This is a genomic window from Kitasatospora setae KM-6054, assembly GCF_000269985.1.
GTDB classification, from domain to species: Bacteria; Actinomycetota; Actinomycetes; order Streptomycetales; family Streptomycetaceae; genus Kitasatospora; species Kitasatospora setae.
In genome coordinates this window covers 2,170,335-2,195,708 of record NC_016109.1, presented here as the reverse complement: position 1 = coordinate 2,195,708, position 25,374 = coordinate 2,170,335, and the positions used below count along the sequence as shown (strand labels likewise).

Below are 25,374 nucleotides of genomic sequence, written 5' to 3'. Positions count from 1 at the left end.
CCGTCCGCTGGGAGAGGCGCCTCGACCTCCACAACGCGTTCGTCTCACTTGCCTGCGCACTCATCTGCTGGCGACGCCTCAACAACCCACCCTCATGATCGTGTTACGAGTTCTTACGAGAAAGCAAGATCGCCCCGCCATCCCTGCGGTGCGGGAGCGGCGGGGCGCGGGCGGGGCGCCTCAGCGGAGCAGGTCGGTGCCGGCCAGGGAGTGGGCGAGGCGGTCGAGGCCCGGGAGGGCCAGCATGACGGCGGCGCGGTCGGTCGGGGTGAGGGTTTCGAGGGCGGTGGCGAGGCGGCGTTCGTGGGCGTTCTGCCAGTCCCGGAGCTGTTGGTGGCCGGCTTCGGTGAGGGCGATCCGGGCGGTGCGGCGGTCGCCGGGGTCGGGTTGGCGGTCGACCAGGCCGGCGTCCAGGAGCTTGGAGATCAGGCCGCTGACGGTGTTGGGGGCGAGGCGCTGGCGGGTGGCCAGTTCGCCGACCCGCAGGGGGGCGGGTGCGAGGGTCTGGAGCAGTTCGACCTGGGCCATCGGCAGTGCCTCCCAGGGGAATTCGGAGCGGATCGAGCTCCGCAGCGCCCGGCGCAGCCGGGTGATCACGTCGGTGAGCTGCTGGGCCCCGGCGAGTGCGTCGTCGGCCGTGTCCGCAGGGTCGGACGGGTGCGGGACGGGCTGGGGCTGCGAGGACATGCCGGACAGCGTAGCGCCCGGCGATCGGCGGGCTGCCGGGAGTCCGTCCGTCCACCGGCCGGAACGCCCCGCTGGTCCGAGGGCGGTGTGGGCGGGGGCGGGGAGGGGCTGCTCGGGGGCCGAAATGCTCCTTGAACGATTATGTCGTTAACAGATATGTTCTGCGCATGGCTGAATCCGCGGTCGCCGCCCGCCTGCTCGACTCCCTGCAACTCGCCGAACGCCCCCGCCCCCGCGCCGTCGCCCGCTGGCCGCACGCGCACTGGCTGGCCGTCGGCACCGTCTGCCTGGGCGCCTTCCTCGGCCAACTCACCGCCAGCGTCACCTCGTTGGTGTTCCCCGCGCTCGAAGGCCACTTCGCCGCCCCGTTCGCCGCCGTCGAGTGGGTCTCGCTGGCGTACCTGCTGGTGCTGGTCGCGCTGCTCGCCCCGGTCGGGCGGCTGTCCGACCTGGTCGGCCGCAAGACCGTGTACCTGGGCGGATTCGTGGTGTTCGCCGCCGCCTCGCTCGGCGCCGGACTGGCCGGGAACCTCGGCGTGCTGATCGGCTGCCGGGCCGTGCAGGCCGTCGGCGGCGCGATGATGCAGGCCAACAGCGTCGCCCTGGTCGCCCGCGGCGTGCCCGAGCGGGCGATGCGCACCGCGCTCGGCGTGCAGGCCGCCGCCCAGGCGCTCGGCCTGGCGCTCGGCCCGACCCTCGGCGGCCTGCTGGTCGCGCACGCCTCCTGGCGCTGGGCGTTCTGGGTCAACGTGCCGATCGGCGTGCTGGGCCTGCTGGCCGGCTGGTTCCTGCTGCCCCGGACCTTCCCCGACGGCCGCCGCCCCGCCCGCCCGGAGCGGCACCCGGAGCGGCGTACGGAGCAGCGCGAGGGCCGGTTCGACCTGGCCGGCCTGCTGCTGCTGGGCGGCTCCTCCACCGCGCTGCTGCTCGCGCTCTCCGCCGCCTCCGGCCTGCCGCTGCCCGGCTGGGCGGTCGCCGTCCTGTCGGCCGCGGCCGCCGCCGGGACGCTCGGCCTGGTCCGGCAGGAGCGCCGGGCGGACCGTCCGATCATCCCACCGGGCCTGGTCAACACCCCCGGCATCCGGGCCGGCCTGCTGGTCGCGCTGATCGGCTACCTGCTGCTGTTCTGCCCGCTGGTGCTGGAGCCCGTCGTCCTGGTCGGCGGGGGCGCCGGCGCCACCGCCGCGGGCGCCGCGATCACCGCGCTGCCCGCCGCGTTCGCCCTCGCCGCCACGGCCGGCGGCGCCCTGCTGCCGCGCCGCTGGAGCGACGCCGCCCGCTGCCGCTGCGGCGCCCTCACCGCCGCCGCCGGACTGCTCGCCCTGGCCCTGCTGCCCGCCCCCGGCCCGTGGACGACCGCCGCGCCGCTGCTGCTCACCGGCTACGGCCTGGGCCTGCTGCTGCCCGCCAACAACGCCCTGGTGATGCGGGCGATACCCGCGCAGAGCTCGGCCGTCGGCGGCGGACTGGTCAACATGGTGCGCAGCCTGGGCACCGCGTTCGGCACCGCCCTGCCGGTGCTCGCCGTCCACCAGGCCGGCCCGGCGGCGGGCGGCCGGGCCGTCCCGCTGCTGCTCGCGGCGGTCGCGCTGCTGGCCGCCCGGCTCTGCCGGGACTGAACCGGGACTGGACCGGGCCGGGAACGCCGGAGGGCGCCGCCCCGGGAGGAGACTCCCGGACGGCGCCCTCCGGCGCGACGTGCCGTGCTGCGATGCGACGGGCCGACGGCCCCGGCTCAGGGAGCCGGCCGCGCGCCGCGTTCGGCGAGCATGTCCGTCATCAGCTGGATCTCGGAGTGCTGCGCGTCGACCATGCCCTGGGCGAGCCGCTTCTCCGGGGCGTTGGTCCCCGCGTCCACGTACGCCTGGGCCATCTCGGCGCCCGCCTTGTGGTGCGTGATCATCAGCTGCAGGTAGTACACCTCGGCGTCCTGGCCGCTGAGCGAACGGAGCCTGTCCAGCTCGGTGTTGGTCGCCATGCCGGGCATCAGCGCGCCGTCGTGCGCCTCGTACGGGTGGTTCATCCAGGTCATCGGCTTGGCGGTGGTGTTCTGCGACAGGCCCCACTGGTCGAGGAAGCCCATCAGCATGCCGCGCTGGTTGGCCTGGGTGTTGATGATGTCGAACGCGAGGCCGCGCACCTCCTCGTTCTGGGTGCGGTCCCGGACGAGGAAGGACATGTCGATGGCCTGCTGGTGGTGGGTGGCCATGTCGCGGGCGAATCCGGCCTCCGCCGAGCCGGTGACCGGCGCGGCCGGGGCGGCGGCGGTCGGGCTGCCGGACGCCGGGGTGCTGCCGGAGACCAGCGCGGGCACGGCGAGCCCGAGCGCGACCACGGCGGCCAGCGCGGCGGGCCACCAGAACCGCCGCCGCCCGCGCGGGGCGGCCGGGGACGCCCCGTGCTCCGTGGACTCCTCGTGCGCGTCCTGCCCGCCGCCGTCGGCGGGGGCCGCGGTCACATCTGCCCCGAGCTGCAGCTCGCGCCCTGTTCGAGCGTCTGCGGGCCCTGGACGAACTTGGCGAGGAAGGTCTCCACCCGCGGGTCGCTGGCCGAGTCCACCACCAGCTGGTTGCTCCACGCGGTCAGCGTGATGGTGCCCTGCTCGTCCGGGTACGGGCTCATCAGGGTGTACGGGGTGGCCTTGACCTTGTCACCGAGGGTCTTGATGTCCTCGGGGGTGGCCTTGCCGTTGTAGGTGACCCAGACCGCGCCGTGCTCCAGCGAGTGGACGGCGTTCTCGTTCCGGACCGGCTTGTCGTAGACGTTGCTCATGCAGGTCTGCCAGACCGGGTCGTGGTCACCGCCGACCGGCGGGGTCTGCGGGTACTTCACGTCCGTCTTGACGTGGTTCTGGGTGAGCTTGCCGAAGGTCTGCAGGCCCGGGATGTCGGCCTTCGCGGCGTCGTCCTTGGCCTTCTGCGCGGCGTCGGCGGCGACCTTGGCGGCGGCGGCCTTCTTGTCGTTCTTGTCCTTGGCGTCCAGTGCCAGCCAGGTGCCGCCGCCGATCATGGCGAGCACCAGGGCGGACGAGATGCCGATGGTGAGGATCTTGTTGCGGCGCTCGCGGCGCTGCTCGACGGCGCGCAGCTCGGCGATCCGGGCCCGGCGGTCGGCCTGCTGGGCGGACTTGCTGCCCGGCTTCGGCTGCTTGCCGGTCGGGTTGGACTGCTTCGAGGCGGAACCCATGGGTGTCTTCCTTGTCCCCGCCGTGCTCGGCACGGCGGTCTGCGGTGGGGTGGGGGCAGCGGAGCCGCCGACCTCCCCGCGCGGCGGGGCGTCGGTCGGCGGTGGGTTCCGCTCAGGACCGGTGAACCTGCAGGACGTGCAGGTCGGGGGCGTGGTGCGACCCCGTCGGGGTGCCGCAGGCCGCGGCAGCGGCCGGCGCCGGCGGGGCGACCAGCAGCGGACGGACGGCCGTGCCGGGCTGCGGAGGCGCGTTCGGCAGGTGCGACTCCGGGCCGCAGAAGGGGTGGCTGGAGCAGCCGTGCCCGGGCACCTGGCCCGGACCCTCCGCGACGCACAGGATGAACCCCGCGCCGGGCGCGTCCGAGGCCGCGGCCGGGTGCTGGGCCGCCGGGTGCTGCGCCGCGTCCGCGCGCTCCCCGGCGGTGGCGGCCCGGGCGGACGGCCCCTCGGCCGGCTTCGCGACCGGACGCGCGGACACGCCGTGCGCCTCCGGGCCGGACGCCGGGGCACCGCTCAGCGTCCGCGCGCTCGCGGCGCACGGCAGCAGCGCGAGCAGCGCGGCCAGCAGCAGGGACCACAGCACCGCCACCGGGCGGAGCACCGCGTGAGCGGGCCCTCCGGGGCGAGTACGAGATCCTGGCGCGGTCATGCGCACATATTAATCAGCCGATCGGGTGAAGCGATGCCCCCATCGGACTCTCATTTTCCGGCCGAACGCCTCTCGACCCCGTCCCCGAAGGCCCTGTTGGCGCCCGCCCGCACCCGCTCCGCCCCGCCCGGGCGTCCCGGTGGCCGGAACACCTCCCCGGCCGTCCGCGCGATGTCCCGAATCCCGGACAGCGTCCTCGTCCTTCGGAAGAATGACCAGACGTCCGGCCCCCTCACGGATCAGGAGCGGTCAGTTGAACGAGCAGGGCGCAGCCAGGCAGCCCCGTCCCGACGACACCTGGTGGCACACCGTCTACGCGGGCCCCGCCGGCACCCTCCCCGACACCCCGGCCGCGCACACCGACACCGGCACCGTCGACGACTGGTTCACCACCGCCGCCGGACTCATCGCCCCGCAACGCCGGCCCACCACCGACGAGACCCCGCCCCCGGCGGAGGCGCCGGCGGCCCCGGACGAGCCGGCGGACGAGCCGGCGGACGAGCCGGTGCACGAGGCGGAGGCGTCGCTCGGCTCGTCGCCGCGCAGCTGGGCCGAGGCGGCCTGGCCGGACCTGCCGGACGAGACCGAGATCACGGCGGCGGCACCGGCGGCCGCGCCGGAGCCCGAGCCGGAGCCGGTGCCGGAGCCGACACCGACGCTGGCGGACGTACCGCTGGCGGCGCCCGAGCCCGAACCGGTGTCGATGCTGAAGCCCGTACCGGAGCCGGAGCCGGAGCCCGCTCCCGCACCGGAGCCCGCACCCGCTCCCGCACCGGAGCCCCCGCCCGCGCCCGCACCGGCGGCCCGGCAGCCGGAGCGGGCCGCGCCGTGGACGGGGCGTCCGCAGGTGCCCGCCGTGCCGCACGTGGGGGAGCGGCCGCCGACGTACGCGCCCGAGCCGACCAGCCTGGCCGCCGCCGATCCGGCCGGGTTGGGCGCGGTGGTGCCGGACACCGCGATCGACGGCGCCCAGTTCGCGGGCACCACGCTGCGGGCGGTGTCGATCCGCGGCGACTCCGCCCGCTACCGGGGTGAGCCGCGCACCGACAGCCTGCTCACCGTCCGGTTCGGCGAGGGCGAGGAGGCGCTGGTGCTGACGGTGCTGGCCGCGCCCGCCCGCCGGGCCAACGCCGGCTGGGGGTCGGCCGCGGCCGCCGAGGCGTCCCGGCAGCTCGCCGCCGCGATCGGCCGCAGCCGGGCCGAACTCGCCGCCGACCTGCGGGCCGGCGCCCGTGACCGGCTGCGCTACGGCCTCCAGCGGATCGCCCTGCAGGCCGCGGCGCACCTGCGCAGCGCCGCCGAGGAGGCCGCCGGGGGCGCCGACGGGACGCCGGCCGGGCTGCCGCCGGAGGAGACCGCGTCGCTGCACTGCCTGCTGATGTCCGCCGACCCGGCCGCGACCCACCGCGCCGCGTTCGGCACCGGCCCGGGCGGCCTGTACCTGCTGCGCTCGGGCCACTGGATCGACGCGTACGCCGCGCGCCTGCTGCACCACCCCGACGGGCAGCCCCCGCTGCCCCCGGCCGCGATGCCGGCGCCCCGGCCGTTCCGCTTCCGCCTCGTCCCGGCCACCTCCGGCGACATCCTGCTGCTGTGCACCCCGGGCCTGGCCGAGCCGATCGCCGAGGAGCCCGCCGTCGCGCACTTCCTCTCCAACCACTGGGCGCACCCGCACCCGCCGGGCACCGTCGACTTCCTGCGCCAGATCCACGTCCGCGCCAAGGGCTACGCGGACGACCGGACCGCGGCGGCGGTCTGGACGGAGTAGGGCGGCCCCGGCGCGGCCGTCAGATCCCCAGCAGGGCGTGCGCCGCCTCGCGGGCCTGGGCGAGGGCGGCGGGGCGGGTGGCGTGCGGGAGGCCGATGGCGAGCGGGATGGCGAGGCCGTCGAGCAGGGCGCGGAGCTGGGTGGCGCGGGCGGGGGTGGTGCCGGCGGCGGGGAGCAGGCCGGCGGTGCGGCCCTCGGTGAGGAGGGCGGTGAGGTCGTCCTGCCAGGGGGCTTCGATGTCGAGCTGGCCCTGGCGGAGTTCGGCGGTGCCGGGGGAGCGGCTCCAGACCTCGATCCAGAGGATCCAGCGCGGGTCGCCGGGCCCCTCCGGGAGGTACAGCTCCAGGTAGCGGTCGAGCCGTTCGAGGACGGGCGCCCCGGGCCGGGCGAGCTCGCGGCCGCGGCGCTCGCCGAGCTGGGCCTCGCTCCAGCGGAGGGTCTCCAGCAGGAGCTGGTCCTTGCTGCCGAAGTAGTAGAGGAGGTGTCCGGCGCTCATGCCGAGCTGTTCGCCGAGGCCGGCCATGGTGAGCCGGGCGAGGCCGTGTTCGGCGATCGCGGCGCGGGCGGCGGCGTAGACCTCTTCGCGGGGGCGCGCCGGGCGGCGGGGGCGGGGCTGCGCCATGGGTGGGTGCTCCTCGGGGGTGGTGCGGTTCGGAGCCCAGTCTCCCCCACGGCGTCGGCGCGGGCGGCGCGGGCGGCCCCGGTTCAGTCGCCGGGGCGGCGCCCGTACCGGGTGGCCCAGAGCTCGCCGGGCAGGACGAGGTCGGCGGTCTCGACGGGCCGGCCGGTGGCCCGGTCGTAGTGGGTGCGGCGGACGGCGAGGGCGGGCGCGCCGGGGAGCAGGCCGAGGGTCTGGGCCTCGGCGCGGGTGAGGGCGCGGGCGGTGACCTCCTCGACGGGGTCGCCGACCTCGATGCCGATCAGGGCCATCCGCGCGGGGATCCCGATCCCGGTGTACGGGCCGGCCTCGGGCAGCACCACCAGGTGGTGGCCGGTGACGGACATCGGCTCCCAGGACTCGGCGAGGTAGCCGGGGTCGCCGTCGACCAGGTAGAGGTACGAGGTGTGCATGACCGGGCTGCCGGGTTCGACGCCGAGGCGTTCGGCGAGTTCGCCGGTCGCGGCCTCGGTGGTGGAGTGGCTCTGCCAGGTCGCGGCGGCGCCCTGTTCGGCGAGGCCCTCGGTGTCCGGGCCGGTCTTGCCGTCGCCCCGGCGGACCAGCACGCGGCGCGGTTCCTCCACCCGGACGAAGTAGCCGCGGCCCTGCTTGGCGAGCACCACGCCCTCCTGCTCCAGCAGCCGGTACGCGGACTGGCCGACGCCGTGCGAGAAGCCGTACTGGGCCCGCAGCTCGGCCAGGGACGGGAGTTGACTGCCCGGCGGGTACTCGCCGGCGGCGATCCGCTCGCGGATCTGCTCGGCCACCTGAAGGTAAGCGGAGGGCCCGCTGGCGGTCATCGACGTCCTCCGAGGGGTGTGCGGTCCGGCCAATCGGTGACACAGTATCCCTCGTGGCACTACTCTACGTGTAGAGCATAGCCCTATGCGTACCCTGGGGGAGTGGTGCAGATCAGCACGCGCGCGTCCGACCTGCGGACGGCGATCGAACGGGCCACCGGCGTACGGGCCGACGTGCGGTCCGCCCCCGGCAGCACCAGGATCACCATCCCCTGCCCGCCCGACGACATCCCGACCTGGAGCGAACTGCTCCGGGCCCTGCGCACCGCCGACCGCTGGGGGTCCGTCACCGCGGACGGGCAGACCGTCATCTGGGCCCAGATCGAGGAGGAGTCGTGACCGCCGACCAGTCGCAGGCCGGGCCGCCGCCGGGCGGCCCCGCGCAGGCCGGGCCACCGCCGGGCAGCCCCGACTACCGCTACCGCCCCTGCCGGGAGTGCCCGCGCTGTACAGCCGGCACCGACCGGGCCGCCACCCTGGAACGGGACTGCTGGGACGCCTTCCTGACCGGCACCGTCGCCGCGATGGCCGAACGCCGCCGACGCGAGCGCCACCGCGAGGAGGAGGAGCGCTGGTACTGAGTCCGGGTGACCGGCCGTCAGCCGGACGGCCGGAAAACGCTGCGCCGGACGGGTGAAAAGTGCGCAGATCGGTTCGCGCCGCCCCCGGTTCGGTGCCTGCGGTCCGATGAACTGCGCGCTATGCGTACTCCCCAACGGGCCGGACGGATCGCCTCCGTCCTGACGGTACTGGCCGCCTCGCTGTTCGGCAGCGGCGTGGTGGCCCCCTCGGCCCAGGCCGCCGTGTCGTTCACCAAGACCGCCGACAAGAGCACCGTCGCGCCGGGGGAGAACGTCACCTACACCCTGCAGTACTCGTGCTCGGTCACCGAGTGCCTGAACGGCCGGATCACCGAACAGCTGCCCGCGAGCATGGAGTTCGTCTCCTGGGTGCCCGACCCGAGCACCGTCGACGTGGCCGGCTCGACCGTCCCCGCGGCCGGCGCGACGGGCGGCAGCCTGGACATCAAGCTGCAGAGCCTCAGCCCGGGCACCACCGCCGCCGTCCGGGTCACCCTGCGCTTCCCCAACTGGACCACCGGCAACGGCACTTCCGCCACCAACACGGCGCAGCTGACGGTCGACGGCGAGAGCCCGCAGACCGGCACCGCCACCGTCACCGCCCAGGTCGCCCCGACGTACCAGACCACCAAGGGCGTGCAGACCGCCAGCGCGGACGGCCGCACCGTCACCTACCAGTTCAGCGCCTGCTCCACCGACGGCGTCAACGTCGACCTGGACAGCAGCCGGCTGTTCGACACGCTGCCCGCCGGGGCGGTCGTCGACACCGGCCGCTCGCCCGGCTGGAGCCAGGTCGCGCCCGGGCCGAACACCTGGGGCTACGACATCGGGGAGTTCCGCTCCGGCAACGGCCAGGCCGGCTGCCGCACCCCCGGCGTGCTCGTCGTCTACTACCCGGAGGCGGACTTCCCCACCGGCACCACCTCCACCAACAACGTCGAACTGCTCGGCGACCCGCTCGGCACCGACCCCGAGCAGAGCCTGTCCAGCGCGCAGGCCACCACCAGCCAGTTCCAGCCGCCGATCACCGACGTCCAGGTCACCGCCAGCAAGAGCTGGGCCGCCTCCTCGGTCTCCGGCGACCTCAACGGCTTCAGCCTCTTCACCACCAACACCGCCGCGCCCGCCACCAGCCTCACCATGACCGACCCCGGCACCGGCACCACCGCCGACCTCTACGACTGGCTCTACCCGCAGTCCCTCCAGTTCCAGCCGTGGAACCCGGCCGGCATCACGATGGCCTTCCAGTACCGGCTCAACGGCGACCCGACCTGGCTGACCTTCACCCCCGGCACCCCCTTCGACGGCGCCACCGACCGCCGGGTCACCTTCGCCGAGGGCGCCGGCGACCCCGCCGCCGACGTCCTCGGCATCCCCGCCGGACGCTGGCTCGACGGCCTCCGGTTCACCTGGAACGGCGACCTGCCCACCGGCTGGTCCCCCGGCGGCAGCGTCCAGGTCGTCACCCAGGTCCTCGCCACCGGCCACGACGGCCGCCCCGCCCCCGCCCCGCTGACCAACTGCGTCACCAACACCACCACCGACGGCACCACCACCGCCGCCGCCACCGGCTGCGCCGACACCACCGTCACCCCCGCCACCAACCTCGGCGCCGCCAAGACCACCACCGCGGGCGCCGTCACCTCGGCCGGCGGCACCGCCACCTTCGAGGTGATCCCCTACAACCGCACCGGCCGCGCCCTGGACCGCCCGCTGGTGCTGTACGACGTCCTCCCGGCCGGCCTGGTCTACGTCGACGGCTCGCTGCGCACCACCCCCGGCTACCCGGACGCCAAGCTCCCGCAGTCCGTCGAGGTGGTCCCCGGCGCCGACGGCCGGCAGATCCTCAAACTGACCTGGCCGGCCGGCGCGCCCGACATGACCTACCTGCACGACCAACTCGCCTACCGGGTGCGGTTCGACGTCCAGGTCGCCGGCAGCGTCCGCTCCGGGACCCTCACCAACGAGGTCTTCGTCACCGCCGACCGGCCCACCCTGCCGGTCAGCTGCTTCTACAACGGCGCCGACAGCGGCGTCCCCGACCTGCTCGACCTGAACGGCGACGGCGACCGCACCGAGACCATGTGCCACGCCACCTCGCAGGTCGAGGTGCAGGTGCCGAGCGTGCTGCGCTCCTACAAGGAGGTCAAGGGCGACCTCGACGCCGACTACGGCAGCATGGGCACCACCACCCCCGGCGGCCGGCTCTCCTACCGGATGACCGTCCGCAACGACTCGCCCGACCCGGTCACCGCGTTCCTCTCCTACGACCGGCTGCCCACCCCCGGCGACGGCTACGTGCTGCACCCCGAAGCCCCCCGCGGCAGCGCCTGGGCGCCCGCTCTGCGGACGCCGCTGACCAGCAGCGACCCCAGTGTCGTGATCGAGTACACCACCACCAGGCAGCCCTGCGTGGACGCCCTGCTGCCGCCCGCCGAGGACCCCGGCTGCGACCCGAACGCGGTCTGGAGCACCACCTTCCCCGGCCCCGGCAACGCCGCCTGGTTCCGGATCAGCCGCCCCGGCACCCTCGACCCCGGCGCCTCCTTCACCCTGGAGTGGCCCATGACCGCCCCCTACGACGCGCCCGACGCCGCGTACGCCTGGAACTCCTTCGGCTACACCGCCACCGACAACACCGGCAGCCGGCTGCTCCCGGCCGAGCCCGCCAAGGTCGGCGTCGCCGTCCGGCAGACCGCGCCGTCGGACAACGCGCTCGGCGACCTGGTCTGGCGCGACGACAACCGCGACGGCCTCCAGCAGCCCGGCGAGCCCGGGGTGGCCGGGGTGGGCGTGGCGCTGCTCGACGCGGCCGGCGAACCGGTCCGCGACCTGAACGGCACCCCGGTCACCGCCACCACCGACGCGAGTGGCCACTACCTGTTCGACCGGCTGCCCGACGGCTCGTACGCCGTCCGCTTCGACCTGGCGACGCTGCCGAAGGACCACACGGTCACCGCCCGGCACGTCGGCGGCGACCCGGCGATCGACTCCGACGGCGACCCGGTCACCGGCCTGACCCAGACCGTCCCGCTGGCCGGCGGGCAGCGCTACCTCGACCTCGACCTGGGCCTGCTGCCCCCGGAGCCCGAGCCGAGCCCCAGCCCGTCGCCCAGCCCGTCGCCCAGCCCGTCCGGCTCGACCTCGCCGAGCCCGTCGCCCTCGCCGTCGCCCTCGTCCAGCCCGTCGGGTTCGATCTCGCCGGCGCCCTCGCCCAGCCCGAGCCCCAGCCCGAGCGCCGGCTCCTCGGGCGGCACGGCGTCCCCGCTCCCGCCCGTCCCCTCGCCGAGCGAGAGCGGCGGCAGCCTCCCGCACACCGGTTCCGACGTGCCCGGCAGTGCGCTGGGCCTGCTGGCCGGGGTGCTCACGGTCGGCGGTGTACTGCTGACCGTGCTGGCCAAGCGCCGCTCCGGACGCCGCCACTGACCGGTCACGCGTGACGGCCGCGGGCCGGAACTCCCCTCCACGACGGGGGAGTTCCGGCCCGCGGCCGTCACCGGGGCCGGCGCGCTCAGGGGCGCGGCTGCTGCTGGGTGATGCAGTGGACGCCTCCCCCGTTCGCGAAGATCTCGCGGGCGTCGACCAGTTCGACCACGCGGCCCGGGTAGACCCGCTCCAGGACCGCCTTGGCCTGCTCGTCGCGAGGGTCGTCGAACGCGCACAGCACGACCACGCCGTTGGCCACGTAGTGGTTGATGTACGAGTAGTCGACCGGCTCGCCGTCCTCGTCGAACAGGACGGTGGGGGCCGGGAGTTCGATGACCTCCAGGGTGCGGCCGCGGGCGTCGGTGGCGCCGCGCAGGATCTCGGCGAGCTCCTGGCAGACGGCGTGGTCGGGGTGGGCCGGGTCGGACTGGGAGTGCACCAGCACGGTGCCCGGGCGGACGAACGAGGCGACGATGTCGATGTGACCGCGGGTGCCGAACTCGTCGTAGTCGCGGGTGAGTCCGCGCGGCAGCCAGACCGCCTTGCTGGTGCCCAGGTGGGCGTGCAGCTCGGCCTCGACCTGCTCGCGGGTCCAGTCGGCGTTGCGGCCCTCGCCGAGCTGCACGGTGTCGGTGACCAGGACGGTGCCCTCGCCGTCGACGTGGATGCCGCCGCCCTCGTTGATCAGCCGGGAGGCGAAGCGCCGCACGCCGGTCAGCTCGGTGACGTGCTCGGCGATGTCCTGGTCCTTGTCCCAGCGGGCCCAGGACTGCGCGCCCCAGCCGTTGAACACCCAGTCGGCGGCGGCCACTTCGCCCTGGTCGTCGACCAGGAAGGACGGGCCGATGTCGCGCATCCAGGCGTCGTTCAGCGGCCGCTCGACGGTCTCCACCCCGGCGGCCAGGTAACGCCGGGCGTCCTCGGACTCACCGGTGTTGACCACCACGGTGACCGGCTCGTACCGGACCAGGGTGTTGGCGACCCCGGCCCAGGCGCGGCGGGCCGCGTCCAGCTGCTCGGCGCCGTCGAAGGTCGGGTTGGCGGTGGGGAAGGCCATCCAGGTGCGCTCGTGCGGGTGCCACTCGGCGGGCATCCGGAAGCCGAGCGCGGCGGGGGTGGGGGAGCTGCTCATGGGTTCGAGTCCTATGCGGGGGAGGGGAGTTCAGAGGAAGTAGAGGCGGCTGAGCGCGACCGAGTCGGCGGGCGCCGAGCGCAGCGGCTCGCCGTCCAGCGAGACCAGCCCGGTCGCGGAGACGTCGACCTTGCCGACCCGGCCGTTGCGCAGCATCGACCGCGGCCCGATGCCGCGCGTCCCGCGCACGCCCACCCGGCGCCTGCGGGTGGGCAGTTGGTCACCGGCGACGTCCAAGTAGGCGGAGTCGGCGGCCGCCTGGGCGACGAACGCCACCGACAGGTCCGCGGCAGTGGCCCCGTGCGCGCCGAACTGCGGCCCCAACACCAGGGGTTCGCACCGGTCGGTGGAGGCGTTCGGGTCGCCGACCACGCCGTACGCCGGGAAGCCGGCCTTCAGGACCAGCTGCGGCTTGGCGCCGAAGTGGTCCGGGCGCCAGAGCACCAGGTCGGCCAGCTTGCCGACCTCGATCGAGCCGACCTCGTGCGAAAGGCCGTGCGCGATGGCCGGGTTGATGGTCAGCTTGGCGATGTAGCGCAGCACCCGCTCGTTGTCGTCGCCGCCCTCGGCCGTCCCGTACGAGCCGGTGCCGTCCAGCGGGCCGAGTTCGGCCTTCATCTTGCCGGCCATCGCGAAGGTGCGGCGCACCGTCTCGCCGGCCCGGCCCATGCCCTGGGCGTCGGAGGAGGTGATGCCGATGACGCCCAGGTCGTGCAGCACGTCCTCGGCGCCCATCGTCCCGGCCCGGATCCGGTCGCGGGCCATCGCCGCGTCGCCCGGCAGGTCGGGCTTGAGGTCGTGGGCGGAGACGATCATGTCGTAGTGCTCGCCCAGCGCGTCCCGGCCGAACGGCAGGGTCGGGTTGGTGGAGGAGCCGATGACGTTCTCGACGCCCGCCATCTTCAGCACGTTCGGGACGTGGCCGCCGCCGCAGCCCTCGATGTGGAAGGCGTGGATGGTGCGGCCGTCGAGGACGGAGAGGGTGTCCTCGACTGACAGGCACTCGTTCAACCCGTCGGTGTGCAGGGCCACTTGGACGTCGTACTGCTCGGCGACCCGCAGCGCCGTGTCCAGCGCCCGGGTGTGCGCGCCCATGTCCTCGTGCACCTTGAAGCCGGACGCGCCGCCCTCGGCCAGCGCCTCCACCAGCGGCGCCGGGTCGGAGGACGAACCGCGGCCCAGGAAGCCGATGTTGACCGGCCAGGCGTCGAAGGCGTTGAACGCGTGCCGCAGCGCCCAGGGCGAGTTGACGCCGACGCCCCAGACCGGGCCGAACTCCTGGCCGATGATCGTGGTCACCCCGGAGGCCAGCGACGCCTCCATGATCCGCGGCGAGAGCAGGTGCACGTGGGTGTCGATCGCGCCCGCGGTGGCGATCAGGCCCTCGCCGGAGACGATGGTGGTGCCGGTGCCGACCACCACCTCCACCCCGTCCAGGGTGTCCGGGTTGCCGGCCCGGCCGATCGCCGCGATCCGGCCCGCCCGGATGCCGATCGAGGTCTTCCGGACGCCCAGCACCGCGTCGATCACCAGCACGTTGGAGACCACCACGTCGCAGGTCTCCCGGACGGCGGCGGGCTTCAGGTGCAGCCCGTCCCGCGCCGTCTTGCCGAACCCGGCCAGGAACTCGTCGCCCGGGGCCTGCGAGTCCGACTCGACCCGGACGATCAGGCCGGAGTCGCCGAGCCGGACCCGGTCGCCCGCGCGCGGGCCGTGCACCGAGATGTAGTCGTGCGGGGTGATGGCGCTCATGCGGGGTCCTTCCGGGGGGTCGAGGGGGCGGCGGCGGTCACGGGGTCGGCTCGGCGTCGTCGCCGGCGGGGTACTCGGTCAGGTAGCCGGTCGCCCGGGCCTTCGCCAGCGCCGCGTCCTTCGCGCCCGGCGCGTCCAGCGGGCCGTCCACCAGCCCCGCGAACCCGATCGCCACCCGGGCGCCGCCGATCGGCACCAGGCCGACCTCGACCGTCGCGCCCGGGTCGAACCGCACCGAGGAGCCGGCCGGCACCGCGAGGTGGGTGCCGTACGCGGCGGCCCGGTCGAAGGCCAGTCGCGGGTTCGCCTCGAAGAAGTGGAAGTGCGAGGTCACCGAGATCGGCACCGAGGCGGTGTTGCGCACCGGCAGCAGCACCGTCTCCTCCACCGGGTCGTACCCCGCGCCCGGGCCCGGCAGCGCCGCGCCCGGGGCGTCCTCGCCCAGCGAGCCCGCGCCGCGGAACGGGTCGGTGACCACGGCGAGCCGCGTCCCGTCCTCGAACACCGCCTCGACCTGCACCACGGTCACCACGTCCGCGACGCCCGGCAGCACGTCCGCCGCGCTCAGCACGGTGCGGCCGGCCTCGATCGCCTCGGCCAGCCGGCGGCCGTCGCGGGCCGCCTCGCAGACCGTGTCGGCGATCAGCGCGGTCGCCTCGGGCACGTTCAACCGCACGCCCCGCGCCCGGCGGGCGCGGGCCAGTTCGGCCGCGGTGAAGATCAGCAGCCGGTCCCGTTCGGTGGGGGTCAGTCGCACGGTGCCTCGCTTTGCGGGGGTCGCGGAGGGAAGGTCGGTACAGATGTTAGAACGCCGTTCAAACCTAGCACCGCCGACACCCCGGACGCAGGACCGGGAGGCGGGCCCGGGGAGGCGGAAGCGGAGCCGCGGGCGGACGGGCCGGCCGGCCGCCGCCCGCCGCCCCGGCAGGTCCGGAGGCGTTCCGGAAGGTTTCCGGAGGGTTTTGCGTGAGCTGAGTGGGCAAGAGGAGAGCGAGAAGCGGCAGCCGGCCCGGCGGGGGACGAGGGGCGGCCGCCTTGGGACTACCGCGGGGGCAGCAGAGGTTGATGGACGGTCAGGCGAGGTTTCCGCGGCAGCGGTCGGCCACGTGGCGGGAGGACGCCGAGTACCGGGGGCCGGCCCACCGGGCGCCGGGGCACCAGCCGGCGGAGCACCAACCCGGCTGCGCGCTGCACCGCCGGGTGCACGCCTCGCTGGACGCGGCGGACCTCCCGGCGGTCGGCGCCGTCCGCCGGCGGCTCCGGGCGGCGCTCGACCACTGGGGCGTCCCGGCCGAGCTCGCCGACACCGCCGAGCTGCTCGCGTCCGAGCTGGTCACCAACGCGCTGGTGCACACCGGCCGCGGCGCCGTCTTCGACGCCGTGCTGACCGAGCAGTCCCGGCTGCGGGTCGAGGTGCAGGACGGCGCCGCCCAGGCGCCCAGCCGCCGCCCCGCCTCGGACACCGCCACCTCGGGGCGCGGGCTGTTCCTGGTCGAGGCGCTCGCCGACGACTGGGGCGTCCAGCTGCGGGCCGACGGGAAGACCACCTGGTTCGAACTGGCCGCCGCCTGAACCGGCTCCGCCGCCCGAACCGGTCCCGCGCCCGAACCGGCTCCGCCGCCGTCCGAACCGGTAATTCCGGGTCCGGACGGGTGTGGCGCGCGGGATGAATATGCCGGACGTGATCGTGTGCGATCCGTACCGTTCGGCCCCCCGGCATTGCCGCCTTGCCGAACATACGAGAGGGTAGTGAGAATGTGTGCCAGTAGGCACACGCAACCATCGCGGTCCGGCCGGCCCAGCAGGGGACACGGAAACCCCAGCGGCCGCCCGGCAAGGCACCGGCAGGAGAAGCATGGCCACAGAGCCCGAGGCGCCTGGGCCCGCCCGCCGTACCCCGCCCGCCCAGGCCGCCAGGAACGAGACCACCGCGAACCCGCTGCGCGCCGCCGTCGGCACGCCCGCCGGCGGGTTGAACGGCGGGTCGAACGGCGGCCCGGCGGGCGGGACGACCGGCGGCACCGGCGGGCGGACCGTGCCCGCGCCGGCCGGCCGCGGCCTGTCCACCCGGAGCGGCGACTCCAGCCCCGAGTGGCTGGAACCCGCGATGGCCGCCAACGGCATCGGCTCGTTCGACTGGGACGTCCGCCGCGACATCCTGGTCGGCGACCAGCGCGCCTGCGCGATCCTCGGCCTCACCGGCCAGCCCTTCGACCGCACCTCCGCCGCATTCCTCGCCCTGCTGCACCCCGAGGACGCCCCCGTGGTGCGCCGCCGGGTCGAGCGCGCCGTCGCCGAGCTCGGCCAGTGCGGCGCCTACTACCGGACGGTCTTCCCGAACGGCGAACTGCACGCCGTGCGCTTCCGCGGCCGGGTGCTCGCCGACGCGTTCGGCCGCCCCTCCCGGATGGTCGGCTTCGTCTGGGACGCCACCGTCGAACTGCACAAGCGCGAGCGCGCCGACGAACAGGCCGTGCTCCGCGAGGAGCGTTCCCGGTTCATCAAGGAGGCCGCCCGCGCGCTCTCCGAGGCCGTCACCGTCCGGGACGTCGCCCGGGTCTTCACCGAACTCCCGCTGCCCGGCCTCGGCCCCGACGGCCTCGCGCTGGCCTCGCTGGAGGCCGGCCGGATCGCGCTGCTCGGCTCCAGCGGCTACCACAGCGCGCTCAGCGACCAGTTCGACCGGATCCCGCTCGCCCCCACCCACCCCGCCGCCGAGGCGATCCGGCAGCGCGCCCCGATCTTCGTCTCCAGCCGCGAGGAGTACCGCGACCGCTACCCCGAAGCCTGGGACTGGGCCGAGGACAGCGGCCGCTCCTCCTGGGCGTTCCTCCCGCTGGTCGCCAGCGGCCGCCCCACCGGCATCTGCGTGGTCTCCTTCGACGACGCCCGCGAACTCGACACCGACGAGCGCACCCTGCTCTCCACCCTCGGCGGCCTCGTCGCGCAGTCCCTCGCCCGGGCCCGCCTGCACGACGCCGAACACGAACTCGCGGCCGGCCTCCAGCGCGTCATGCTGCCCCGCACCGTCCCCGCCGTCCCCGGCGTCAGCACCGCCGTCCGCTACCTCGCGGCCGGCTCCGGCCTGCAGATCGGCGGCGACTGGTACGACGTCGTCCCGCTGCCCGGCGGCCACGTCGGCCTGGTCATCGGCGACGTCCAGGGCCACGACGTGCACGCCGCCGGCATCATGGGCCAGCTCCGGATCGCGCTGCGCGCCTACGCCGCCGAGGGCCACCCGCCCGCCGCCGTGATGGCCCGCGCCTCCCGCTTCCTCGCCGACCTCGACACCGACCACTTCGCCACCTGCACCTACGCCGAGGTCAACGTCGACTACGGCGTCGTCTACGCCGTCCGGGCCGGCCACCTCGACCCCGTGGTGCGCCGTGCCGACGGCACCGCGCACCCCGTCCCGGTCTCCGGCGGCCTGCCGCTGGGCGTCGACCCCGACGAGGAGTACCGGGTCACCCGGTTCAGCCTCGACCCCGGCGAGACCGTCGTCCTCTGCACCGACGGCCTGGTCGAAGCCCGCGGCATGGACCTCGACACCGGCTTCGCCCGGCTCTGCGCCACCGTCTCCGGCGAACTCCCCGGCATCGACGAGTCACCCCGCGAACCGCTGGAGGAACTCGCCGACCGGATCACCACCCAGGCCGCCGACAGCGGCGAACGCGAGGACGACATCGCCCTGCTGCTGCTCCGCTGGGACGGCCCCGCCGGCGGCCGCGCCGCCCAGCAGCTCCGGCGCCGGATCGGCCAGGCCGACCTCGCCCGGATCGCCGAACTCCGCGGCGAACTCCGGGACGCGCTGCGCCGCTGGGGCGTGCCCGAACTCATCGACACCGCCGAACTGCTCTCCTCCGAACTCGTCACCAACGCGATCCGGCACACCGACCGCGACGCGATGTTCACCGCCCGCCTCTACCAGGAGCACGGTCGGCAGCAGGAGCACGGCGAGCGGCCGGGCAACGGCGAGCGGCCGGGGAACGGCCGGGGCCCGGAGCAGGGGCGGGCCCGGCTCCGGGTCGAGGTCGAGGACGAGTCCGACCTCTGGCCGACCCGCCGCACCCCGGGCGAACAGGCGTCCTCCGGGCGCGGGCTGATGCTCGTCGAGGCGCTCGCCGACACCTGGGGCGTCGAACCGCGGGGGACCGGCAAGCGGATGTGGTTCGAGCTCAGCGGCTGACGGCTGACAGTGACCTCGGGGCTAGCCGAACTGCTGCTCCAGGTCCTTGAGCTTCTGCTCCAGGGAGTCGAGCCGGGGCAGCGTCACGGTGTCCTCGTCGGGGGTGAGGTCGATGCTGCGGTGGGCGGCGGGGGTCGCCGGGAGGCCGGTGGGGGCGGCTATGGCGGGCTCCGTCGGGGCGGCCGGGACGGCGGCGGGGGCGGGGGCGGGTTCGAGCTGGCGGGCGGCGCGGTGGCGCCAGCCGCTGCCGGGCTGGCGGCCGATCGCCCGGATCTCGGCGCGTTCCCGGCGGGAGGCCATCCGGCGGCGCTCGCGGTTCTCGGCGGCGGTCCGCTTGTCGTCGCGGACCTCCTCGACCGCCTCGTCCAGCGTGCGGACGCCCTCCAGCAGCATCAGCGACCACGCCGCGTACGTCTCGCGCGGCGCGCGCAGCCAGCGGACCACCCGGATCTGCGGCAGCGGGCGCGGGACGAGGCCCTGCTCGCGGAGGGCGGCGACCCGGGTCTGCTTCAGTGCGCGGTCGAACAGCACGGCCGCCGAGAGCGACATTCCGGCGAAGAACTGCGGCGCGCCGTCGTGCCCGAGCCCGCGCGGGGCGTGCACCCAGTTGAACCAGGCGGACGCGGCGGCGAACAGCCAGACCAGCAGGCGCGAGCCGAGCGCCGCGTCGCCGTGGCTGGCCTCGCGGACGGCGAGGACGGAGCAGAACATCGCCGCGCCGTCGAGACCGAACGGCACGAGGTACTCCCAGCCGCCGGAGAGGCCGAGGTTCTGCACCCCGAAACCGACCAGGCCGTGGAAGGAGAGCGCGGCGGCGACCGCGGCGCAGCAGAAGAGCAGCAGGTAGGAGGCGCCCCCGTAGAGCGACTCGGTGCGGCGGCGGCGCTCCTGGGCGCGCTCCCAGGCGGAGTCCGGACCGCCCTCGGCGGAGCCGGCCGTGCCGGTGCGGCTGCGGGCGAAGGCCAGCAGGGCGATGACGGCCAGCAGGACGGCCGTACCGGCGACGGCCCAGCCCAGCGGTATGTCCGAGAGTCTCATGACCTGCTCCAGCCTCGCTTTCCGCTGTCGTGATGGCGGGGACCATCATGGCGGAGAAATTCGGTGATCAAGGCGGGATCGGGGCCATTACCCCGTTAGGGGGGAATTTCGGGCGGCGTGGAAAATATTGTCAGACCGATTAGTGCGTCAGATCTATTTGGCACGGGGGCAGCTGACGCAGAGTTCGGCCGGGCGGACGGTGTAGTACAGGCAGCAGCTGACCCGGGTCCGGGTCCGGGCCGGGATCGCAGCCTGGGTCGGAGCCTCGGTCGGAGCCTGGGTCGGCGTCGGAGTCGGGGCTTCGCTGTCGGACGCGTCCGGCTCGCGGAAGCCCGGGGTACCGACGAACGGGGCCGCCGCCGCGTCGCCGGTCAGCAGGGCGGTCAGCTCGGCCACCGCGCGGGGCTCCTCGCCGAGCAGGCCCGCCGCGTACCAGAGGCCGTCCACCACGTCGTCCGTGACCAGCGCCCACAGCGTGCGCGGGCCGCGGCGCACCGCGGGGCGGAAGGCGGCCAGCAGGGGCGTGAAGTGCTCGGCGAGCGCGGTGCGCAGGGCGGCGTCGAGCGCCGGGCGGTCCGGGACGACCAGGGCGTCGGGGCGGCCGGCCGCCGGGTCGTCGGGCAGGCAGTGGAAGCCGGCCGGGCGGGCGGTCAGTTCGCCGGTGGTGCGGTTGATCGAGACCCGGTCGACCGGCAGCAGCGGGACGCGGCGCTCCAGCAGCCAGGGCAGCGTGAAGGCGAGCGCGACCGGCCAGGCGTAGCGGTGCAGGCTGAACCCGGCGGTGACGTCCGGCCGGGACGGGGTGCCGTACAGGTCGAGGCCGAGCCGCTCGTCGAAGGCGATCATCGCGTCCAGGGCGGCCCGGTCCCCGGCGAGCGCGGCGGCGGTGGTCCAGCCGGGGCCGGTGCGCGGGGCGGCGTGGTGGATCCGCAGGTCGGGGAAGGCCCGGCCGAGGCGCAGCCAGCTGCTCAGGCAGGGCGGCGCCCCGACGGACGAGGGGGACTGCTCGACCTGGTGGGTGGTCACGCGGGCTCCCGGGTGGTGCTCCCGGGGGCGGGCCCGGGCACGGCGAGGTGGACCCGCCCGGACAGCCGCTCGCGCCGGGCAGGTAAGGCTCACCTTAGCTGATGCCGCGCCGCAGGTCGCGCCGTGCACCGCCGTCCGGGGGGCTGGGCTGCGCCGGGATCTGCGCCAGCTGTCGCGCCAACCACACCGGCACCCCGCCGAGCGCCTGCACCAGCCGGGACGCCTCCGCGCGCAGCCGCTCCGCCTCGGCCGGCTCCGACACCTCCGCCAGCGAGGCCAGCGCCGGCGCCACCCCCACCGTGAAACCCAGCTCCTCGCGCAGCCGCAGCGAGACCGCGAACCCCTCCCGGGCCCGCTCCCGGTCGCCCGCCGCCCAGGCCAGGCCCGCCAGGTGGCGCCAGGTCGAGGAGCGCAGCAGCTCGTCCCCCCGCTCGCGGGCCCCCTCGTGCGCCCGGGCGTACGCGCTGTGCGCCGCCACCGGATCGTGCAGCAGGTTCTCGGCGACCAGCCCGCGCCGGAAGTCCAGCAGCGGCCGGCCCGGCGTCCCCGGCGCCAGCAGCGCGGACGTCCGCCCCAGCGCGGCCTGCGCCTCGTCCAGCCGGTCGCGCCGGCCCAGCACGCTCGCCACGTACGCCAGGAACCCCCGCGCACAGGACGCCGCCGCACGCGCCTCGATGCCCGCGACCGACGCCTCCGCCTGCCGCAGCGCGTCCTCCGCGCGCTCCCAGTGGTCGGCGGTGAACAGACACTGCTCGATCAGCAGCTCGGCGCGCTGGAGCGCCGCCGCCGGGTCCCGGCCGGCCTGCGGGCGGAGCAGGTCCGCCGCCTCCTGCCAGCAGCCGCGCGAACGCAGCCGCCAGACGACGTCCGCCATGCCCCCCGGGGCAGTCCCGTGCACCGACAACGCCACCTCCTTGTGCGCGCCATGCAACGACCCGCCGGCCCAAGGGCCCGCGCCGTGGCGGCAATTCAACACGCGCGGGAGCTTGTGCACCAGATCACGAGCGCGAGGAGATCCGGAACGGCTCGATCCGGATGGTGGGGTGCGCGGGCGTTCCGCGCGGGGTTGGCGGGCCGCTGTCGGGGGTGGTGGCGGGTAGTCGCCGGGGGTGCTGGCGGGTAGGTGTCGGGGGTGCTGGCGGGTAGGTGTCGGGGCGTTGCCGGGGGCGCGGGTCAGGACGTCCAGCCGGTCTCCATCAGCGCCTCGGCGGCGCCGTTCGACGGCTGCGGGATGCCCGCCGCGTCCAGGGTGAACAAGGCCACCAGCAGTTGCTCGCCGCGCACCACGGTCTGCCGGGAGTAGCCGGAGACGGTGAACATCGCGGCCGCGACGTCCTCACTGTGCAGGGTCTCCAGCCACAGGCACTCGACCGCCTTCACGTCGGCGGGCTCCGTCCAGGTGTCCACCCGGGCGATCATCCGGCCGCCGAGCAGGGTGGTCGAGTCCCGCTCCTGGCCCGGCAGCAGCTCCAGGTCGTAGAAGCCCAGCCACTGCAGGTAGCGGGCCGCCGTCAGCACCGCGTCCTGCGGCGTACGCACCGGCTGCGGGCGGAACGGCGGCCGCAGCGCGCGGGCCGCGCCCGAACCGGCCGCCAGCTGCCCGCCGTCCGCGGCGGCCGGGTCCGGGGCCGGGGCGGACGGGGGCACGGCGGTGGTGTACGGGCGGGCGGTCTGCGCCGGGCGCGCGGCGGAGCGCGGGCCGATGTGCGGCCCGGCGCTCTGCAGGCGCGGCGCCCGGTCCACCGGCAGCCGGACGATCACCCCGCAGTCGCAGGTGAACTCCGGCTGCGGCCACTGGTCGCTGCGCCCGCAGTGCGGACAGCGCATGCTCAGCCAGGAGTCCTCCCAGGAGCGGAACCGCACCTGCACCGGCACCCCGCCGCGCAGCAGCGGCACCCGCAGCTGCGCCCCGCACGGGCAGGGCAGGCTCGGCGGCTCGTACCGGTGCTCGGCCCGGCACGCCGGGCAGCGCAACTGGCTCGCGCCCGACGGCGAACCGGGGGAGAAACCGACCGGCCCCGCGGTGGTGGTCTCGGCGTCTGCGGCGTCCTCGGGCAGCGGCATGGCGGGTCACCGTCCGTTCGGGTCGGCTGGGAGGGGATAAGCCTCCATCCTGGCCGATCGCCGCCCCGACCGGTGCGGAATGAGGGATTCCTCCAGCGGAGTTGAGGTGGGGGAAAGGTGCGCGACCTGTCGCGCGCCGGGGGCGTGCGCGCCCGCCGTGACGGCAGGGGCGGACGGGGGGCGGGAGACGGTTGCGGCCGGGGCCGCCGCAAGCTGATGGTGGGTCAACTGTTGTGTGGCGTAAGGGCAGTAGGGCTGTTTCCGGCCACGGCGGGGCCGGGTGGGGGTGGGTGGTGGGGGCTCATCGGTTCGGTCCGTTGTCCGGTCCGGCGTCCGGTCCGGCCTCTGGTCGGGCCGCCGGCGAGGTCGGGTCGATGCCCCAGCGGATCAGGTCGGCCGGGGTGTCGAGGTCGTCCGGGACGGCTACGCCGGTGCAGTCGACCAGCGCCACCGGGCGGGACGCCAGCAGGGCGCGGGCGCCCGCGTCGCCGGCGGCGGTGGCCAGCAGGAAGGGGAAGTGCGCGGCGCCGATCAGCACCGGGTGGGCCCGGCGGCCGCCGTACGCGCAGGAGGCGAGGTCGGTCCGTCCGGTGTGGGTCGCGAGCAGGCGCCGGACCGCCTCCGCGGTGACGCCCGGGGTGTCCACCAGCAGGACCAGGACCGCCGTCGCGTCCGGCGGCAGCGCGGCCAGGCCCGCGCGCAGTGAGGAGGCCATGCCCGAGCGCCAGCCGGGATTGTCGACGAGTCGATACTGTCTGGTCGCCGTCGGGGCGCCCGTCCCGGTGGCGGTGGCGGTGGTGGGGTCGGCGGTGCTGGTGGCGGCGGCAGCGGCCGTGCTGCCCGCGGCCGCCGCCCCCAGCACGGCCCGCACCTCGGCGGACGCCGCGCCCAGCACCGCCACCGCCCCGTCGCAGCCGCCCGCCCGGGCCGTCGCCAGCGCGTGCTCCAGCAGGAGGCGACCCCGGTAGGGAAGGAGCGCCTTCGGCCGCCCGCCCAGCCGCGAGCCGCCACCGGCCGCCAGCACCAGGGCCGGCACCCGCAGTTCCGCCCCGGGGGCGGGGTCGGGGCCGGGGCCGGGTGCTGGCCCGGACTCTGCGTGGGGTTCCGTCCCGGGGTCCGATGCGGGTCCCGTCCCGGGGGCCGTCCCGCCTGCCGCGTGCGCCATGCCGGCCAGTCTGCCCCGGTCGCCTGACCGACCGCCTTGGACGATCCGACAGGCCCGGTCCGCCGCCGGTCCGCCGCTCCCGGCCGTTCCGTCCCTGGACCGGGCACCGGCCGTCCCCGTTCACTGGCCCCATGGCCCCGCGCACCACTGACGTCCCCGCCACCGCTCCCGCCACCGCCCCCGCACCGCTGGTCGACCGGTACGGCCGGGTCCACACCGACCTGCGGATCTCGCTCACCGACCGGTGCAACCTGCGCTGCACCTACTGCATGCCCGCCGAAGGACTCGACTGGCTGCCGCGCGGCCAGACCCTCGACGACGACGAACTGCTCCGGCTGGCCCGGATCGCCGTCCACCGCCTCGGCCTCCGCACCCTCCGCCTGACCGGCGGCGAACCGCTGCTGCGCCGCGGCCTGCCCGCCCTGCTGGCCCGGCTCGCCGAACTCGGTGCGGAGCTCTCGCTCACCACCAACGGCATCGGACTCGCCCGGCGCGCCGCCGAGTTGAAGCACGCCGGACTGCACCGGGTGAACGTCAGCCTGGACACCCTGCGTCCCGAGCGCTACGCGGCCCTCACCCGCCGCGACCGGCTGGTCGACGTACTGGCCGGACTGGCCGCGGCGAAGGCCGCCGGGCTGGAACCGGTCAAGGTCAACGCGGTGCCGGTGCGCGGCGTCAACGAGGACGAACTGGTCGACCTGGTCGAGTTCGCCGTGGCCGGCGGCTACCGGATGCGCTTCATCGAGTCGATGCCGCTGGACGCCCAGGGCGCCTGGGACCGCACCGCGATGGTGACCGCCGCCGAGGTCCTGGAGGTCCTCGGCTCCCGCTGGCGCCTCGTCCCGATCGGACGGCACGGCAACGCGCCCGCCGAGGAGTGGCGGCTGGCCGGCACCGACCACGTGGTCGGCGTGATCGCCTCCGTCACCCGCCCGTTCTGCGGCGGCTGCGACCGCGTCCGGCTGACCGCCGACGGCCAACTGCGCAACTGCCTGTTCGCCACCGAGGAGTCCGACCTCCGGGCCCTGCTGCGCTCCGGCGCCGACGACGCCCGGATCGAGCGCGCCTGGCGGGACTGCGTCGCCGGCAAGAGCCCCGGGCACCGGATCGGCGACGCCGACTTCGTCCGGCCGGACCGGCCGATGTCAGCGATCGGGGGCTGAGAGCGGGGCTGAGGGCGGGGCGGGGGAGGGGGTTTGGGCGGGACGGGTGGTGCTGCGGGGCCGGTGGCGCGACATCCGTGCCGTGGCATCGAT

The 25,374-nt window shown here is 75.5% G+C and carries 22 protein-coding genes; 8 read left to right on the top strand and 14 right to left on the bottom strand.

Annotation, left to right across the window (positions count from 1 at the left end; genetic code table 11):
- Positions 1 to 180: 180 nt before the first annotated feature.
- Complete coding sequence (locus KSE_RS09695) at positions 181 to 687, bottom strand: MarR family winged helix-turn-helix transcriptional regulator (RefSeq protein WP_014135116.1); 507 nt, start codon at positions 685 to 687, stop codon at positions 181 to 183.
- 167 nt (positions 688 to 854) lie between these two features.
- Between KSE_RS09695 and KSE_RS09690 the strand changes: the two genes are divergently transcribed.
- Complete coding sequence (locus tag KSE_RS09690; RefSeq protein ID WP_014135115.1) at positions 855 to 2,306, top strand: MFS transporter; 1,452 nt, start codon at positions 855 to 857, stop codon at positions 2,304 to 2,306.
- A 116-nt stretch (positions 2,307 to 2,422) separates the two neighbouring features.
- Here the strand turns inward: KSE_RS09690 and KSE_RS09685 are convergent, their stop codons facing one another.
- The 3 genes from KSE_RS09685 to KSE_RS09675 form a co-directional block, all read right to left on the bottom strand.
- Positions 2,423 to 3,145: a DUF305 domain-containing protein gene (locus KSE_RS09685; RefSeq protein WP_014135114.1), complete on the bottom strand. Its 723-nt coding sequence runs from the start codon at positions 3,143 to 3,145 to the stop codon at positions 2,423 to 2,425.
- Positions 3,142 to 3,873, bottom strand: a complete 732-nt coding sequence (locus tag KSE_RS09680; protein WP_014135113.1) for a DUF3105 domain-containing protein — start codon at positions 3,871 to 3,873, stop codon at positions 3,142 to 3,144. The genes KSE_RS09685 and KSE_RS09680 overlap by 4 nt, the downstream gene beginning before the upstream one ends.
- Before the next feature lie 112 nt (positions 3,874 to 3,985).
- Positions 3,986 to 4,474, bottom strand: a complete 489-nt coding sequence (locus tag KSE_RS09675; RefSeq protein ID WP_014135112.1) for a hypothetical protein — start codon at positions 4,472 to 4,474, stop codon at positions 3,986 to 3,988.
- A 301-nt stretch (positions 4,475 to 4,775) separates the two neighbouring features.
- On the opposite strand from KSE_RS09675, the gene KSE_RS45750 reads away from it, so the two are divergent.
- On the top strand, positions 4,776 to 6,290 hold the full coding sequence (locus KSE_RS45750) for a protein phosphatase 2C domain-containing protein (RefSeq protein ID WP_014135111.1): 1,515 nt from the start codon (positions 4,776 to 4,778) through the stop codon (positions 6,288 to 6,290).
- Positions 6,291 to 6,309: 19 nt separating this feature from the next.
- On the opposite strand, the gene KSE_RS09665 is transcribed toward KSE_RS45750, so the two are convergent.
- Positions 6,310 to 6,912, bottom strand: a complete 603-nt coding sequence (locus KSE_RS09665) for a TetR/AcrR family transcriptional regulator (RefSeq protein ID WP_014135110.1) — start codon at positions 6,910 to 6,912, stop codon at positions 6,310 to 6,312.
- Between the two features lie 83 nt (positions 6,913 to 6,995).
- Positions 6,996 to 7,715 carry a GntR family transcriptional regulator gene (locus KSE_RS09660; RefSeq protein ID WP_231873152.1) on the bottom strand — a complete coding sequence of 240 codons (720 nt, stop codon included), beginning with the start codon at positions 7,713 to 7,715 and terminating at the stop codon, positions 6,996 to 6,998.
- 135 nt (positions 7,716 to 7,850) lie between these two features.
- Between KSE_RS09660 and KSE_RS09655 the strand changes: the two genes are divergently transcribed.
- The 3 genes from KSE_RS09655 (at position 7,851) to KSE_RS45745 (ending at position 11,755) form a co-directional block, all read left to right on the top strand.
- The gene (locus tag KSE_RS09655; RefSeq protein WP_014135108.1) at positions 7,851 to 8,087 is read left to right on the top strand and encodes a hypothetical protein; all 237 of its coding nucleotides are present in this window, start codon (positions 7,851 to 7,853) and stop codon (positions 8,085 to 8,087) included.
- Positions 8,084 to 8,329, top strand: coding sequence for a hypothetical protein (locus tag KSE_RS09650; protein ID WP_014135107.1), 246 nt, complete (start codon positions 8,084 to 8,086; stop codon positions 8,327 to 8,329). The genes KSE_RS09655 and KSE_RS09650 overlap by 4 nt, the downstream gene beginning before the upstream one ends.
- A gap of 120 nt (positions 8,330 to 8,449) precedes the next feature.
- On the top strand, positions 8,450 to 11,755 hold the full coding sequence (locus KSE_RS45745) for an SdrD B-like domain-containing protein (RefSeq protein ID WP_014135106.1): 3,306 nt from the start codon (positions 8,450 to 8,452) through the stop codon (positions 11,753 to 11,755).
- 85 nt (positions 11,756 to 11,840) lie between these two features.
- Here KSE_RS45745 and KSE_RS09640 read toward each other — a convergent pair whose 3' ends face one another.
- From KSE_RS09640 to ureA, 3 genes are read right to left on the bottom strand one after another with little or no spacing between them, the layout of a single operon-like run.
- Positions 11,841 to 12,887, bottom strand: a complete 1,047-nt coding sequence (locus tag KSE_RS09640) for an agmatine deiminase family protein (RefSeq protein ID WP_014135105.1) — start codon at positions 12,885 to 12,887, stop codon at positions 11,841 to 11,843.
- Between the two features lie 30 nt (positions 12,888 to 12,917).
- Positions 12,918 to 14,639 (bottom strand): urease subunit alpha, encoded by a 1,722-nt coding sequence (locus KSE_RS09635; protein ID WP_014135104.1) that lies wholly within the window; start codon positions 14,637 to 14,639, stop codon positions 12,918 to 12,920.
- Between the two features lie 37 nt (positions 14,640 to 14,676).
- Positions 14,677 to 15,396, bottom strand: coding sequence for an urease subunit gamma (gene ureA, locus KSE_RS09630; RefSeq protein ID WP_014135103.1), 720 nt, complete (start codon positions 15,394 to 15,396; stop codon positions 14,677 to 14,679).
- A gap of 308 nt (positions 15,397 to 15,704) precedes the next feature.
- Between ureA and KSE_RS09625 the strand changes: the two genes are divergently transcribed.
- Positions 15,705 to 16,211, top strand: a complete 507-nt coding sequence (locus KSE_RS09625) for an ATP-binding protein (protein ID WP_014135102.1) — start codon at positions 15,705 to 15,707, stop codon at positions 16,209 to 16,211.
- A 283-nt stretch (positions 16,212 to 16,494) separates the two neighbouring features.
- Positions 16,495 to 18,825 carry a SpoIIE family protein phosphatase gene (locus tag KSE_RS09620; RefSeq protein WP_014135101.1) on the top strand — a complete coding sequence of 777 codons (2,331 nt, stop codon included), beginning with the start codon at positions 16,495 to 16,497 and terminating at the stop codon, positions 18,823 to 18,825.
- Positions 18,826 to 18,846: 21 nt separating this feature from the next.
- Here KSE_RS09620 and KSE_RS09615 read toward each other — a convergent pair whose 3' ends face one another.
- The 5 genes from KSE_RS09615 to KSE_RS09595 all read right to left on the bottom strand — a co-directional run bounded on the left by KSE_RS09615 (position 18,847) and on the right by KSE_RS09595 (position 23,989).
- The gene (locus KSE_RS09615; protein ID WP_014135100.1) at positions 18,847 to 19,863 is read right to left on the bottom strand and encodes a DUF2637 domain-containing protein; all 1,017 of its coding nucleotides are present in this window, start codon (positions 19,861 to 19,863) and stop codon (positions 18,847 to 18,849) included.
- A 153-nt stretch (positions 19,864 to 20,016) separates the two neighbouring features.
- Positions 20,017 to 20,889, bottom strand: a complete 873-nt coding sequence (locus KSE_RS09610) for a (2Fe-2S)-binding protein (protein WP_014135099.1) — start codon at positions 20,887 to 20,889, stop codon at positions 20,017 to 20,019.
- Positions 20,890 to 20,983: 94 nt separating this feature from the next.
- Positions 20,984 to 21,763 carry a hypothetical protein gene (locus KSE_RS09605; RefSeq protein WP_051055154.1) on the bottom strand — a complete coding sequence of 260 codons (780 nt, stop codon included), beginning with the start codon at positions 21,761 to 21,763 and terminating at the stop codon, positions 20,984 to 20,986.
- Between the two features lie 299 nt (positions 21,764 to 22,062).
- Positions 22,063 to 22,953, bottom strand: a complete 891-nt coding sequence (locus KSE_RS09600; protein ID WP_014135097.1) for a hypothetical protein — start codon at positions 22,951 to 22,953, stop codon at positions 22,063 to 22,065.
- A 301-nt stretch (positions 22,954 to 23,254) separates the two neighbouring features.
- Positions 23,255 to 23,989 carry a nucleotidyltransferase family protein gene (locus tag KSE_RS09595; protein WP_014135096.1) on the bottom strand — a complete coding sequence of 245 codons (735 nt, stop codon included), beginning with the start codon at positions 23,987 to 23,989 and terminating at the stop codon, positions 23,255 to 23,257.
- A gap of 260 nt (positions 23,990 to 24,249) precedes the next feature.
- Between KSE_RS09595 and moaA the strand changes: the two genes are divergently transcribed.
- The gene (moaA, locus tag KSE_RS09590) at positions 24,250 to 25,281 is read left to right on the top strand and encodes a GTP 3',8-cyclase MoaA (RefSeq protein ID WP_014135095.1); all 1,032 of its coding nucleotides are present in this window, start codon (positions 24,250 to 24,252) and stop codon (positions 25,279 to 25,281) included.
- Positions 25,282 to 25,374: the final 93 nt, after the last annotated feature.

Bases quoted from the DNA above. Each gene is read 5' to 3' on its own strand.
- KSE_RS09695 (WP_014135116.1), bottom strand. From the start codon at position 687: ATGTCCTCGCAGCCCCAGCCCGTCCCGCACCCGTCCGACCCTGCGGAC.
- KSE_RS09690 (WP_014135115.1), top strand. From the start codon at position 855: ATGGCTGAATCCGCGGTCGCCGCCCGCCTGCTCGACTCCCTGCAACTC.
- KSE_RS09680 (WP_014135113.1), bottom strand. From the start codon at position 3,873: ATGGGTTCCGCCTCGAAGCAGTCCAACCCGACCGGCAAGCAGCCGAAG.
- KSE_RS09665 (WP_014135110.1), bottom strand. From the start codon at position 6,912: ATGGCGCAGCCCCGCCCCCGCCGCCCGGCGCGCCCCCGCGAAGAGGTC.
- KSE_RS45745 (WP_014135106.1), top strand. From the start codon at position 8,450: ATGCGTACTCCCCAACGGGCCGGACGGATCGCCTCCGTCCTGACGGTA.
- KSE_RS09640 (WP_014135105.1), bottom strand. From the start codon at position 12,887: ATGAGCAGCTCCCCCACCCCCGCCGCGCTCGGCTTCCGGATGCCCGCC.
- KSE_RS09635 (WP_014135104.1), bottom strand. From the start codon at position 14,639: ATGAGCGCCATCACCCCGCACGACTACATCTCGGTGCACGGCCCGCGC.
- KSE_RS09625 (WP_014135102.1), top strand. From the start codon at position 15,705: ATGGACGGTCAGGCGAGGTTTCCGCGGCAGCGGTCGGCCACGTGGCGG.
- KSE_RS09620 (WP_014135101.1), top strand. From the start codon at position 16,495: ATGGCCACAGAGCCCGAGGCGCCTGGGCCCGCCCGCCGTACCCCGCCC.
- KSE_RS09615 (WP_014135100.1), bottom strand. From the start codon at position 19,863: ATGAGACTCTCGGACATACCGCTGGGCTGGGCCGTCGCCGGTACGGCC.
- KSE_RS09605 (WP_051055154.1), bottom strand. From the start codon at position 21,763: ATGGCGGACGTCGTCTGGCGGCTGCGTTCGCGCGGCTGCTGGCAGGAG.
- KSE_RS09600 (WP_014135097.1), bottom strand. From the start codon at position 22,953: ATGCCGCTGCCCGAGGACGCCGCAGACGCCGAGACCACCACCGCGGGG.
- moaA (WP_014135095.1), top strand. From the start codon at position 24,250: ATGGCCCCGCGCACCACTGACGTCCCCGCCACCGCTCCCGCCACCGCC.